This window comes from uncultured Arcticibacterium sp. (genome assembly GCF_964021845.1).
In the GTDB taxonomy this organism is placed as follows: Bacteria; Bacteroidota; Bacteroidia; order Cytophagales; family Spirosomataceae; genus Arcticibacterium.
In genome coordinates this window covers 147,362-160,282 of record NZ_CAXHZC010000006.1, presented here as the reverse complement: position 1 = coordinate 160,282, position 12,921 = coordinate 147,362, and the positions used below count along the sequence as shown (strand labels likewise).

The following is a 12,921-nucleotide window of genomic DNA, read 5'->3' as shown; positions in this document are numbered from 1 at the left end:
TACTTTTGTGGATTGGCGTTTTTTGTTTCAGAATCTTATTTGTCTTAAAAATATGTTTTAACGGCAAACTCAAATTGCCCAATAAAAATATCTTTTAACGGAGCTACATTATTTTGCTCGTAAAAAACTAACATGGCCTTTTTATAGGTAATGGAGTCAATAGTTCTAAATGAAATGGGGCAGTGTTTATTTAATATTAAGATTGCATTGCTCAGAATTCTTGCAGTTCTTTTATTACCATCGTTAAAACCTTGGATATAAGAAATTAGTACTAGAGCTAAGAACGCTTTTTCAAAAACAGATTGCTTTTTGTTAATCAAATAGCACATATCTTGTAAAGCTTCTCTTATCTGGAATTCATTGTCTAATGGTGTGTAATTTGTGCCTGAAATACCGACGCGTCTAAGCCGAATATTTCTTTCTATTCCCAGCTCCTTCATCAAAATACTATGAATATCTTCTATTCTAGCCAAACTTAAGGGGTTTAGGTATGCTGGGTCGGCTACAATAAAGTCTATGGCTTCCTTATGGTTTAGAAGCATGGTGGCATCGTCTTTCGTTTTGCCAGCGGCAGTTTCTTTTTCTTTTAACAATCTTTCGGTTTCCAGAAGAGAATAAGTGTTTCCTTCTATTTGAGAAGATTTCCAACTTAAGTCTATCGCTAGCCTTTCTAATTCTTTGTTGTATTCTGTTTCAGTGAGTTCTTTTACTTTTTGAGTATAGAGATTCTGTAAGTTCTTCAGTTTTTCTATCTCAGAAGAACTGAATAGTTTAATTGTAGAAAGAACATCAGGCATTAAGTTAAGGTTGAAGGATTCTTTAATCTTTCTGTCATCAATCTCTTTTAAAAAGTATTCTTCTAAGTCTATCGGCTTTAAAACTTCGTAAGCGGGACTTATTGAATAGGTTGTTCCTTTTCCTTGTCCTTTGGTGGTAATGAACTGCCTTTTCTTTAAATCGGTAAGAGCTCTTTTTATGGTGGCATACCCAAACTCAGAAGGAATACCTTCATGAATCTCTTTAGAAGAAACGGCTTGATTCTCCTGAATGAAATTTAATATTTGAGTTTCCTTGTCTAACATTTCTGGCTCACTTCTTATGCATTTAAAGCTCAAATATAAAACATTTTGAGCTTTATTGTAAATAAAAATGAGCCACAAGTTAATTGTGGCTCATATGGCAGTAATTTATGGCTCATTTTTCACCAAAAATGAGCCGCATTTAAGGCGGTGGTGAGCTACAAATGTTTGTGCTTACAACTGCGAATATCCCAAAGGCTTCAAAAATGTTCTTTTGATATCAGAAACTGAGTTGGCATATTCTTCTAAACTAGAAATAGTTTTCCAGTCTGGATGAGAGATAAATTTGGCCCAGTTGGCATCACGCTCTTCCATATCTTTAAAAGCTAGCATATAGGTCAAAGCTGGCATTTGTGGTCCGGCTAGTTTCTCACCAAAGAAAACAGAATTTAAACCTGTCTTCTCAAAAATCTCTATTTCGCCTTCGTTAAACATTTTTCTTTTTCTTCTGGCGGCGTCTTCGCTGTAGCTTTCATAGGTTCTTAATTCAAAAAGCATAGAACCACTCGCAGGTTTTATTAATTGAGGTATTCCGTCAAAGGCTCTAAAGTGAGATACTTCCACTCTGTCATAAGGAAAAGCTACTTGCGATAGCTCATTATAGGCTTGGGAGTCTTTAATAAAGGTTTTGTCTGTTTTTAAATTGGCATGAATAGTTTCGTAAGAACTCATGCTTGCATAAGGAATCAAAAGATAAAACTTGGCTGGCTGGCTCATGCCATACTCTTCAAAGGCTCCAATGTTCTTCACGCCTTCTCTGTTTAAGGCAGGCATTAATGCTTTTTCTAAGTAATTATGGAGTCCTGAAGCTGGCCCACCACGTTTCATGGAGTACACTCTAAGTTCATAAAATTCATTTTGAGCAAAGGCTCCTAAAGTAAATAGGGCGAGGCATAGGGTTATTAGTGTTTTTCTCATTTCGTTTCAGGGTGTTTTATTATAATGGAAGCAATTTAAACCTATAAGTCGCCTTTCGCAATGATGTATGTCACATTCTAATTGACAAAGTAGACAGAACTGAACTTTTAACTAATTCATTGCTGTTCTTTGCCCGAACAATTAATACTATGAAAATACTAATTTCCTCAGATTCCTTTAAGGGTAGTTTAACATCAAAAGAAGTAGGAGAAGCCTTAAAAGAAGGCATTCTGAATAAAAAACAAGATGCTAGCATAGAAGTGATTTCTGTAGCTGACGGGGGCGAAGGTTCTTTAACTGCAATTAATGAGTCTTTGCAGGCGGATGAGGTTAAGCAGTTTGTAAAAGACCCTTTTTGGCGAACTACCACAGCTTCCTATTTGAGAAAAGGAAATACGGCTTACATTGAGATGGCTGCCGCTAGTGGTTTACATTTGATAAAAGAGTCGCAAAGGAACCCAGAGTTTACTACGTCTTATGGCACAGGTCAGCAGATTAAGCATGCTGTAAAAAACGGAGCAGATGTAGTTTATCTTTTTGTAGGTGGCACAGCCACAAATGATGGAGGTATAGGCATGGCTCAAACTTTAGGCTATAAGTTTTTAGATGAAACGGGTGAATCGGTTTTGACTATTGGCGAAGGTTTGTCTCAGATTAAGAAAATTGTTCCACCAGAAGAGAAGTTAGATTTCAAACTCAAAATAGTAGCGGATGTCAATAATCCGCTTTACGGGCCAAATGGTGCCGCTCATGTTTTTGCTGCTCAAAAAGGTGCAGATGAGGAAACCATTGAAAGGTTAGACGCAGGACTGAAGAATCTGTCGGAAGTTATTTTGAAAGATTTAGGCAAAGATGTTAGCGAAATAGCTGGAGGAGGTGCTGCTGGTGGAGTGGGAGCAGGAATGTCAGCCTTCTTTGATGCAGAAATACTTCCTGGGACAGAGACCATTTTAGACATCATTGGTCTTGACGAAAAACTGAAAGCTGTTGATTTAGCAATTACTGGAGAAGGAAAATTAGACCATCAAACACTTTCAGGAAAGTTGATTTCTGGAATTTGTAAAAAAGCTACGGCTCCAGTTATAGCAGTTTGTGGAATGAACGAGCTTTCTGAAAAGGAATCTGAGACCTTAGGATTGAAAAAGGTTTATTCCTTAGTAAATGACAAAATATCAAAAAGTGAAGCCATTGAAAACGCAAAGCTTCTATTGACTAGGTTAGGCGAACAAATTGTGCTTGACTTAGCTTAAGAAATCTATATAATTGATGCTCGGTAGGGGTATAATATTGGTAGCGACGGGTAAAACCCGTCGCTATTTTTGTTTTAGGTTAGTTTCATTTGGCGGGATTTTGGCGATAGAAAGCCAAAATCGTGACAAATATTTACAGCTCAATTAACTTAAACCTTTAGCAGCAAGATACTCCTGAAGACTTTTTAAAAGAAGCATTTGATTTTTGGCTCTATCAAAATTATGAAGGTCGTACTTCACAGGGTAATACGTGTCGCCTTGTAAATAATCACTCAGAAAACGCAAGCCCTGCATGTAAATCATAAATTGCCCTGCGTAATGTAAATTGGCTTTTTCAGATGGACTTAAAACAGTCTCCATTTCTGATAAATAGCCTTTTATTAAAGCCTCGTAATAGGCCGGTCTAAGTTTTACTTCATCCCAGTTGGTACTGTCTTCATTTTCGGCAGAGGTGTAGGTTCGCACCATATCGCCCAAATCCGAAATGAAATAACCAGGCATTATGGTGTCCAAATCACATATAGCTAAAGCCTTAAAGCTTGTTTTGTCTAGCAGTACATTATTGATTTTAGTGTCGTGGTGCTGTACACGTTTTGGCAGGGTGTTTTGACTTATAAGTTCGTTAAAAATTTTAAGGATGCGGTCATTTGCTAGGTAAAAATCTATAATAGCGTAGGCATGTTTTTTTCGGTCTTTCAGTCCGTTTTCTAAGGCCGTTTTAAATTCTTCAAAACGGAAATCTAAATTGTGAAAATTGACAATGCTTTCTTCAAAACTTTCAATCGAAATGCCATCAAGGTGTTTCCCTAGCTCACCAAAAGCCTTTGCAGCTTCGTGGGCAGCTTCTGGGTTTTCTACAGTGTCAATGGTATTAGAATTAGCTACAAACCTTGTCAAACGCCAGTAATGGTTGCCATCAAAAAAGACGTTTTTATTTTCTAAAGTTGGAATAGAAGCTAAAAATAGATAGTCTGGATTATGTTTAGCTAAATGCTCTCTAACCAGCCCAATGTTTTTTTCAATCAGTTCTGGGTCTTTAAAAACAGCGGTATTTAATTTTTGAATAACATAGTCCTCATCTCCTTCTAGTTTTAGGGTTTGATGAATATGGCCAGAGCCAATCTTTTGTTCTTTAAAATTAGAAGCATTTAAGCCCCAAGCCGCTAAAACGTCCTTTAAATTCATTTAATCTTAAATATACCAATATCACTAATACAAATAGCTACGGGTGCGTTAAACGTAATCCTGATTTTATCGCTTTCTACCGGAGTGTCAAGTTTTATTAATCGAGTAGCTCCTATGCTGTTAACTTCACCTACTATTTTCCAAGCATCATTCACAAATACTTCTACCGTAGCTTTGTCAATTCGTTGACCTAGTTTTATATTTTCACGAATTCTTATCAAATCGAAATTAGCAGGTTTTGATAATTCAATTTCAAGTGAAGCATTTGTGACTTCATCGTCTGTTGCCCAGTAAGAATACCTGTCGTCATCTATCAAAAACTCCTCTCCAAAAGCAGTACCTCTAACATTGCTGGCTTTTAAAGTAGCTCCCGAAATATAATTTTCACGGAAAGTATCAGCTAATCTTGTTCCGAATTTTTTAAGAATTTCTACATCATTATTGTGAAGAATTCCTTCTGGGGTTGGAGCTAAACCTAAGTCAAGGCCAGCACCACGACCTACACTTTTTAAGTAAAGGTCAAAAAGAGCTTCAGCGTCTTTTTCTTTGCCATCTTCTTCAGGGTGATAAAACCATCCTGGCCTAAGGGGTACGTCGCACTCTGCAGGCATCCAGTACTTACCATTTCTAGTTCCAGTGCTACTTACTAGGGTATTTACATTTCCGGGAACTGGCACAGAGCCTGTATTGGCTTCTGGCGAAAATGTAGCCCAGTGTGTTTCTGCAGCATAACCGTGCTCACCACCTACCCATCTCACATCTAAACCTATGTCACTAAAAATATTAGCGGTAGGTTGTAGTTTTCTTGTAATGCCTTCCCACGTATTTGTCCAGTCGTAATAGGTAGTGTTATCTATTTTTCGAGCTTCATTGGCTCCGCCATAATAGCCGTCGCCTCCATTGGCTCCGTCATGCCAACTCATAAAAAACTCACCGTAATTACTATATAGCTCCTTTAACTGAGTTCTGTAAATTTCAAGATACTTTGGCGTGCCATAAAACTCACTATTTCTGTCCCACGGTGAACAGTAAACGCCAAATTTAAGACCTGCTCTTTCACAGGCTTCTTGAAACTCTTTAACCATATCACCTTCGCCATCTTTCCACGGGCTTTTTGTGATATTGTATTCGGTAGACTTGGTAGGCCAAAGTGCAAAACCATCGTGGTGTTTCGCTACTAATATTAAACCCTTCAGACCTCCGGCTTTAGCGGCACCAACTATTTGGTTTGGGTCAAAATTAGAAGGATTGAAAACTGAAGGGTCGGCATCACCATAGCCCCATTCTTTGTTTTCAAAAGTGGTAGGAGTGAAATGAACCAGTGCATAGGTTTCCATTTCGTGCCAAGCTAATTGACGTTCTGAAGGAAGGACTCCATAAGCTTCGGGGGGAGTGGCGGATTCTTGACAAGAGGTAATAACAACACTTAAAAATGTTAAAACAAGAGCAATTTGCTTCATTTACTATTCTATTAATTCTAATTCTAATAATTCTTCGGCTGGTTTTTCTGCACCCCAGGCTTCGCCAATAACTAAGGCTGCACCCATGGCTGCGGTGTCTTCAAAACCAACTTTATAAACTTTTTTATCATGAAAAGCTTCAGAAAGAAGTTCCATAAAAATGCTGTTTTTTGCTAGTCCACCTTCTACAAATATTTTTTCGATGATAGGGCGGTGCTCAATAGTCAATTTAATTGAAGCCACCTGCTGAGCTACTAAATCCATAATGAACTGGTGGTAGGCTTCTTCAATACTAGCGAAATTGTTGAGATTTCGCTCCATAAAAGGACTATCCAGCATATTGCCAAGTTCTGTATTATCAGGTACTACCTGGCTGGTGCTTTTTCTTAGACGTCTTACTATGTTAGCATCATAGTCAATTTTTAAACAATGCTTAGGTTTCACGTTGAAATGAGTGGCAAGGTGTTCAATTTGCCTAGTATGTTCGTTTCCACTAAACAGGCGAGCCATTTTTATTCTTTTGCCATCTTGGTTCAAAACATTGAAACAGTTGTTTGCCAAGTCATTCTCGGTGGCTTTGGTATGGTTAAAAGGGTTTATGCAAATAGTCCATGCACCCGTACTTAGTAAAACGAAGCGTTCTTTAATAGCCTTTAGAAAGGGTATTGTTTCTGCCACTTTGTAATACATACCAGCACCAATAACAAGCTTATCCACCTCTATAAATTCAGATGAACGTTTTATTTGAAGTTTAAAGGCGTTTAACTTCTCACTATCTATCCATTTTAAATAATCTTTTTTTGTAAAATCCCACGCTCCCGAATGACAGGCTACTATAGAATAATCATGAAAGTATTTTTTTGTGAATTGAGCTTGAAAATACTGAGCTATAGAAACACTCTTGGTTATTTTCTCAAACAGTTCAGGTTTGGTGTTTTTAAAATAGAGTAGCTGAAGAGCAGCTGTTTCAAAGCTGTTGACAGTAATTTGAGCGTCTTCCTTTTTAAGATTGTTTTTTCCTAAGGTTTTCTCAATGGCCGTTCTGGTAGTATAATCAAACCTTCGGTCAATATCCCAGATAGGAAGAACTAGCTCGTTATTAGCGTCTAAGTGGGCTATGCCGCCTACGTAAGAAGTGAAGTTTATGGCTGCAATCTCGTATTTTTCAGAGGCTTCATGGATTTTGACATTACTGTCAATCCATTCTTTAATGCTGTTTAAATCTTCAACTCTACCTTCGTTTTTAGAAGTAATAAGTTGTTTAGGCGTGCTTGAATGAAAAAGAACATTCAGTTTTTGGTCAAAGACAGTCACGTTTAAAACATGACGTAAAACATCAAAAACAAGACAAGCCTTTTGCATTAGTTTTTTTCTTCAAATAAACACAGTTCCGATTATGATTCAAAGTTAAAAGGGAGAAGAAAAGGCTGTTTTTAGTCACATACTTTAAAAAATGTTATCAGGCATTAGTCTTATACTATAATGCCGATGTATTCAAATTAATTTCCACAAGCCCCAAAACTTCACGACATTTGTCATCTTTAAAAAGAAAGTGAAATTTTATATGAATATTCTAGTTTTAGGTTCAGGAGGAAGAGAGCACACTTTTGCATGGAAAATGGCCCAGTCAAGCAGGTGTGAAAAACTTTATGTAGCACCGGGTAATGCAGGAACTTCTGAAATAGCTGAAAACGTGAATATTTCAATTCTTGACTTTGAGGCTATTAAAAGTTTTGTGCTAGAGAAAGAAATTGAAATGGTGGTGGTAGGGCCAGAAGCTCCGCTAGTAGCCGGAATTGTAGATTTCTTTAAGCAGGATAAGCAACTTAAAAAAGTAAAAATAATAGGGCCTTCTGCTAAAGGTGCTATGCTGGAAGGGAGTAAAGACTTTTCAAAGGACTTTATGCTACGTCATAATGTTCCTACGGCCGCTTCTAAAACTTTCACGAAAGATACACTCGAAGAAGGTTTTGTCTATATAGATTCTTATCCAGGTCCTTATGTTTTAAAAGCAGATGGTCTGGCTGCAGGTAAAGGCGTAATTATTACGGAAGATACTGCCGAAGCTAAGCTTACTTTAAAAGAGATGCTGGTAGATGCCAAATTTGGTGATGCTAGCTCTAAGGTGGTTATAGAACAGTTTTTAAAAGGTATTGAGCTTTCTGTTTTCGTTTTGACCGACGGGAAAAATTATATGATTTTGCCAGAGGCCAAAGATTATAAAAGAATTGGTGTAGGAGACACTGGCTTAAATACGGGTGGTATGGGAGCTGTTTCGCCAGTGCCATTTGCAGATGCTGCTTTTATGGAAAAAGTAGAAGAAAAGGTAGTTAAGCCAACTTTAGCAGGTATCCAAAAAGATGAAATAGACTATGTAGGTTTCATATTTATTGGCCTAATGAATGATGGCGGTGAGCCATACGTGATAGAGTATAATGTAAGAATGGGCGACCCAGAAACACAGGTGGTTTTTCCAAGAATTCAGACGGATGTAGTAAGGATTTTTAAGGCTGCTGCGGAAGGTAAATTGGATAAAATTAAACTTAAAACTACGCCTAAATCTGCAGTGACATCTGTAGTGGTAGCTGGTGGATATCCTGAAGTTTACAAAAAGGGTCACAAGATGGAAATTCCTGAAAGCAGTGCCGATACGATAGTTTTTCATGCTGGTACTAAGTATGCTGAAGGAGAAATAGTGACCAACGGAGGACGAGTAATGGCCTTCACTGGTTTGGCAAAAACTATGGCTGCGGCCGTAAGGAAATCACAGAGTATGGCACGAAAAGTGAAATATACTGGTAAGTATTATAGGAAAGATATTGGGCAGGATTTACTGTCTTTGAATAATAATTAGATTATTTTTGATAAAACTTGGACTCTGTTAATGAGTTTGAAGGTTTATGTACTCTGCGTGAGAGGTTTGAAAAGTGAATTAAGGCAGAGGTTTTGAATAACGGGCATTATGCCCTTGAATTTATATATATATGGGATGTGGACAATGCTCTTCCGGAGGGTGCGGTAGCGTTAAAACGCTCGCAACCAACGAGAAGACTAATCATAAGACCGCTGGCTGTAGTAGCGGTGGGTGCAGCACAGGCTGTACCAAATTAAATACTTTCGATTGGCTATCAGATATGGCCCTGCCTAGCTCCATGCGTTATGATGTGGTGGAGGTTAAATTTAAAGGAGGAAGAAAGGGATACTTCAGAAATACCAAAAAACTAGATTTATACACGGGTGATTTTGTAGCATGTCAAATGTCTACAGGCTTTCATATTGGTACAGTTTCTTTGCAGGGTGAGCTTGTAAGATTGCAGCTCATCAAAAAAGGAATTTCAGATAATAACGAGCTTACTAAAATTCTCAGAAAAGCTACCGACCAAGATTTAGAAAAACATCAGCAAGCCATTAATCGAGATATGCCTACGCTCTATAGAGTAAGGGAACTTGTGTCTGAATTTAAACTAAAAATGAAGCTTTCTGATGTAGAGTTTCAATCTGATAACTCTAAAGCCACTTTTTATTATTCTGCCGAAGATAGAGTTGACTTTAGAGAACTCATAAAAGGACTTGCGTCAGAGTTTAGAATTAGAGTAGACATGCGTCAAATTAGCATGCGTCAAGAAGCCTCAAGAATTGGAGGAATTGGCTCATGTGGAAGAGAACTTTGTTGCTCTACTTGGCTTACAGATTTCAAGTCTATTTCTACATCGGCTGCCAGATATCAAAACTTATCACTAAATCCCGCTAAACTTTCAGGGCAATGTGGTAGACTTAAGTGCTGCCTTAATTATGAGCTAGAAACTTATGTGGATGCTCTTCAAGACATTCCGAAAGTAACAAAACCTCTCTTTACTGAAAAAGGAGAGGCATATCTTCAGAAAACGGATATTTTTAGAAGGTTGATGTGGTTTGGCTACAAAAACGATAGTAACTGGTATCCTATTGCTACTACAAGAGTGGTAGAAATTATGGAAATGAATAAAGCGGGTAAAAAACCCGTTAGTTTAGAAGATCTGAAGTTATTAGTTGATGTGGTGAGTAATAAGGAGCCAATCAATAATGAGCTAGACAGGTTAGATAAGAAATTGGCAGGCAAAACACCTGGTAACAAAAAACGTCCTAACAGGAAAGGAAAGCCTCAGAATAAAGGAAATAATAGGTCAAATACCAACAAGCCTGCTCAGGCCAAAGGGAAGCCAGGAGCACCTATCGAAAGGAAAGCGAATAGCAATAAGTCAGCACCTGCAAGGGCAAAACATGGAGCACCAGCTGATAGGAAACCTAAAGGCAATAGACCGCCACAAGCTAGAAATAAGCAAGGGGCACCATCTACCGGGGATATCAAACCGAATGCAGAAAAAGCTCCAAATGCTCAGGCGAAGAGTGGTCCACCCAAAAAGAATAACAATAGAAGGAATAATAGAAAACGTCCGAATAGAAACAACAACAGTAATCCGAGTAATGAGAAGAGCTAGTCTTGTATTTATTTATGCTATTTTTCTTTATGGATGTAATTCAAATTCGGTTCATAAAGACTTAGCAGATTTTGATGACTATCAATGGGCTGTGGACGATACTCAAAACTTTGATTTCGAGATTGATGATATTTCGAAAGAGTATCATGTCAATTATCTTTTAAGAAATGCCATTCAGTACCCTTTCTATAATATTTACCTAAAGAGTGCTTTAAAAGACTCTGCAGGAAATGTACTTACGTCTGGAATGGAAGAGCTTATTCTTTTTGATCAAAAATCAGGTAAACCTAAAGGTGATGGATTAGGAGACCTTTTTGACCATAGAATTGCGGCAGCTCAATACAAAAAAGTTAAGTTTCCTTACAAAGGGAAATATAGTTTTGAGATACAACAAAACATGAGACCTGACCCTTTAGTAGGTATTTTGTCCATTGGTTTTGAGATTAATCTTCCAGAAGAAAAAGCTAACTGATTTAAGAATTTGTTAGAATATATTAGCTTACTGTGATTCATTACTTAAGTGGCTTATTGATCAAAGATGGTGGGGAAAATAAGTTCTAACGAATATTCAAATTTCATTGCAGCACTTTTTGCAAATATTGGATTTTCGCTTTTTGCATTTTTTGGAATCTCCTCCATTACAACCGACAATTTAATTATTCTACTATTCTTACTGGTAATAGAAGTATGTTTCATTTTTCTTACTAAGAAAATTCTCAAACGAGTAAGTCTAGAAATATTTCTAGTCAATGATGAGCTAAGTGTTTTGAGGTATAACTACAAACACACTATTCCTGTCAAAAAGATTAGGAAGATTAAACTTGAACATGGAAATATTGGCAATAGTCGACGATATCGAATCGAATATTTAGACGATGAACATCAGTTTAATTCCTTATTCTTTTATGTAGCCCGTTGGAATACTGAATTCGAAAAATTCATTGAGTTTGTTGAAGAAAATAACCCATATGTTAAGATTGAACGTTATTCTATGCCATGGGAATAATGACGAAATCACAACATAGCCTATATCCCATGTTGGTCAGCTGTAGACTCTACTCTCCTGTTTTCTGGCGGCGTGGGAAAATGTTCGCTCTTCATATTTCATGAAAAAGGTATGATGAAAAAACGGAGAGTTTTCCTTCTTTGAATCCGAAACTTTATCTTATTCCAAGGATATAGACAGGCATTTCAAATGTATTCTAGTAGTTTTTTTAATGATTGACTGAAACAAAAAAAGGGACAAACAATTGGTTCGCCCCTTTCTCATTTCAGATTTCTTAATCTTTACTTTATGCTGGTATAAAGCGTGTTAAACTTCTCTAGTTTAGTGCCTATTTTAGTAGCTAAATCCACAGCTGTTTTAGCGTTTAATTTCGCTTTTTCTGTTTCGCCATCTTTCTGATTTAGTCTAGCCAGTTCATAATAGTATTCCGCTCTTACGTTATCTTGCGTAATGGTAGGCAGTGCACTTACTAACCAGCTTTTAGCAGACTTTACGTAAGAGTTGTCAGGGAAGTTATCTGTAAAAACCCTGGTGATATAAACGTAAGCAGAGCCATTTCCTTTAAAAGTATTAATCATTTTATTTCCTACAGCTAAAGCTTGAGGTAAGTTTCCTTCCCTGATATTGGCTTTAGTTTCAAACTCCCAAAGGGTATTGTCAGCATACTGGCTAGCACCTATACGTGACATATAAAGTCTTACTTTTTTTAGCTCATCTATACTAAACTCTTTTCCTTTTGGACCATAAAGTGTTCGCTGTAAAATTCCTCCAAGAATGTTATTTTGATTGTCTGCGTGGCCTTCTTCTTTTTCAAAAGCAGCGGCTTCGTTTACGTGGTTGAACCAATGTTGAGCAAAACCATTATCCAAATCATCTACCGCCTTTTTAGTTAGCTCCCAACTTTCTTCCGTACTTAATTTTTCTTTTGGGTAAACCTCATAAAGTGCTTTTGCAGCATTTATTCCAGCAGTAGTATCTTTTATTACTCTAGCAAAAGATGCATAGTTGGCCAAAAACTCTACAGAACGCTCTCCATCTTTAAATCTTTTGGAAAAACTTGAAGCTCGAGTTTCAGGATTTAAGGCAGCATCTGCGTTACCATTAATAGAAGCAATGTTTGGGTCTGCACTTGCTTGGTGTACTAGGTTCCCGTCACCATCAAAATAGAGAAACATAGGAAAGCTCGGTAGCCAAATGTTTCTTTCGTTTAAGTATTTTACTTGATCGGCTTCTGTTACGTTTAACTTAAAGTTGATAAAGTTACTGTTGTATTTTTTTGCAACTTCTGGCTCTTTGAAAAATGGCTCTAGTGCTAGGCAATATGGGCAGGTAGGGGAGTAACACTCCACAAAAAGCAACTCACCTCTGCTTTTGGCTTCTGCTAGAGCCTCTTCGAAGTTTGATTTCCAAGAAATCTCAGTTTCGTTAATTACTTTTGCTGGAAGGTCAACGGTAGCGGCTTGTTGGGAATTTGATTTACAACCTATGGTTAGTAACACCAGTAAAATGGAAATTCCTTTAAGGTTTTGAATGTGCTTTTTCATT

At 37.4% G+C, this 12,921-nt stretch carries 11 protein-coding genes; 5 read left to right on the top strand and 6 right to left on the bottom strand.

What is annotated here, in order from left to right; genetic code table 11:
* Positions 1–44: 44 nt before the first annotated feature.
* Positions 45–1,082 (bottom strand): Fic family protein, encoded by a 1,038-nt coding sequence (locus tag AADJ06_RS16810; protein ID WP_341227646.1) that lies wholly within the window; start codon positions 1,080–1,082, stop codon positions 45–47.
* A 171-nt stretch (positions 1,083–1,253) separates the two neighbouring features.
* Complete coding sequence (locus AADJ06_RS16805; RefSeq protein WP_341227645.1) at positions 1,254–1,997, bottom strand: NIPSNAP family protein; 744 nt, start codon at positions 1,995–1,997, stop codon at positions 1,254–1,256.
* Positions 1,998–2,146: 149 nt separating this feature from the next.
* On the opposite strand from AADJ06_RS16805, the gene AADJ06_RS16800 reads away from it, so the two are divergent.
* The gene (locus AADJ06_RS16800) at positions 2,147–3,247 is read left to right on the top strand and encodes a glycerate kinase (RefSeq protein WP_341227644.1); all 1,101 of its coding nucleotides are present in this window, start codon (positions 2,147–2,149) and stop codon (positions 3,245–3,247) included.
* Between the two features lie 144 nt (positions 3,248–3,391).
* On the opposite strand, the gene AADJ06_RS16795 is transcribed toward AADJ06_RS16800, so the two are convergent.
* From AADJ06_RS16795 to AADJ06_RS16785, 3 genes are read right to left on the bottom strand one after another with little or no spacing between them, the layout of a single operon-like run.
* A complete protein-coding gene (locus tag AADJ06_RS16795; protein ID WP_341227643.1) occupies positions 3,392–4,432 on the bottom strand; it encodes a phosphotransferase in 1,041 nt (346 codons plus the stop codon).
* Entirely contained in the window at positions 4,429–5,892 is a 1,464-nt protein-coding gene (locus AADJ06_RS16790; RefSeq protein ID WP_341227642.1) for an alpha-L-fucosidase, read from the bottom strand. Before AADJ06_RS16790 ends, AADJ06_RS16795 begins: the two co-directional genes overlap by 4 nt.
* A 3-nt stretch (positions 5,893–5,895) precedes the next feature.
* Positions 5,896–7,254, bottom strand: coding sequence for an FGGY family carbohydrate kinase (locus AADJ06_RS16785; RefSeq protein ID WP_341227641.1), 1,359 nt, complete (start codon positions 7,252–7,254; stop codon positions 5,896–5,898).
* A gap of 202 nt (positions 7,255–7,456) precedes the next feature.
* Here AADJ06_RS16785 and purD point away from each other — a divergent pair, with 202 nt between their 5' ends.
* The 4 genes from purD (at position 7,457) to AADJ06_RS16765 (ending at position 11,376) form a co-directional block, all read left to right on the top strand.
* Positions 7,457–8,746, top strand: a complete 1,290-nt coding sequence (gene purD, locus AADJ06_RS16780) for a phosphoribosylamine--glycine ligase (RefSeq protein WP_341227640.1) — start codon at positions 7,457–7,459, stop codon at positions 8,744–8,746.
* 130 nt (positions 8,747–8,876) lie between these two features.
* Positions 8,877–10,370, top strand: a complete 1,494-nt coding sequence (ricT, locus tag AADJ06_RS16775; RefSeq protein WP_341227639.1) for a regulatory iron-sulfur-containing complex subunit RicT — start codon at positions 8,877–8,879, stop codon at positions 10,368–10,370.
* On the top strand, positions 10,357–10,842 hold the full coding sequence (locus AADJ06_RS16770) for a gliding motility lipoprotein GldH (protein ID WP_341227638.1): 486 nt from the start codon (positions 10,357–10,359) through the stop codon (positions 10,840–10,842). Before ricT ends, AADJ06_RS16770 begins: the two co-directional genes overlap by 14 nt.
* Before the next feature lie 66 nt (positions 10,843–10,908).
* Positions 10,909–11,376, top strand: a complete 468-nt coding sequence (locus AADJ06_RS16765; protein ID WP_341227637.1) for a hypothetical protein — start codon at positions 10,909–10,911, stop codon at positions 11,374–11,376.
* A 281-nt stretch (positions 11,377–11,657) separates the two neighbouring features.
* Here the strand turns inward: AADJ06_RS16765 and AADJ06_RS16760 are convergent, their stop codons facing one another.
* On the bottom strand, positions 11,658–12,920 hold the full coding sequence (locus AADJ06_RS16760) for a thioredoxin family protein (RefSeq protein WP_341227636.1): 1,263 nt from the start codon (positions 12,918–12,920) through the stop codon (positions 11,658–11,660).
* Between the last annotated feature and the right edge of the window lies 1 nt (position 12,921).

Bases quoted from the DNA above. Each gene is read 5' to 3' on its own strand.
- AADJ06_RS16810 (WP_341227646.1), bottom strand. From the start codon at position 1,082: ATGTTAGACAAGGAAACTCAAATATTAAATTTCATTCAGGAGAATCAA.
- AADJ06_RS16765 (WP_341227637.1), top strand. From the start codon at position 10,909: ATGGTGGGGAAAATAAGTTCTAACGAATATTCAAATTTCATTGCAGCA.
- AADJ06_RS16790 (WP_341227642.1), bottom strand. From the start codon at position 5,892: ATGAAGCAAATTGCTCTTGTTTTAACATTTTTAAGTGTTGTTATTACC.
- AADJ06_RS16800 (WP_341227644.1), top strand. From the start codon at position 2,147: ATGAAAATACTAATTTCCTCAGATTCCTTTAAGGGTAGTTTAACATCA.
- AADJ06_RS16785 (WP_341227641.1), bottom strand. From the start codon at position 7,254: ATGCAAAAGGCTTGTCTTGTTTTTGATGTTTTACGTCATGTTTTAAAC.
- AADJ06_RS16760 (WP_341227636.1), bottom strand. From the start codon at position 12,920: ATGAAAAAGCACATTCAAAACCTTAAAGGAATTTCCATTTTACTGGTG.
- AADJ06_RS16795 (WP_341227643.1), bottom strand. From the start codon at position 4,432: ATGAATTTAAAGGACGTTTTAGCGGCTTGGGGCTTAAATGCTTCTAAT.
- purD (WP_341227640.1), top strand. From the start codon at position 7,457: ATGAATATTCTAGTTTTAGGTTCAGGAGGAAGAGAGCACACTTTTGCA.
- AADJ06_RS16805 (WP_341227645.1), bottom strand. From the start codon at position 1,997: ATGAGAAAAACACTAATAACCCTATGCCTCGCCCTATTTACTTTAGGA.
- ricT (WP_341227639.1), top strand. From the start codon at position 8,877: ATGGGATGTGGACAATGCTCTTCCGGAGGGTGCGGTAGCGTTAAAACG.
- AADJ06_RS16770 (WP_341227638.1), top strand. From the start codon at position 10,357: ATGAGAAGAGCTAGTCTTGTATTTATTTATGCTATTTTTCTTTATGGA.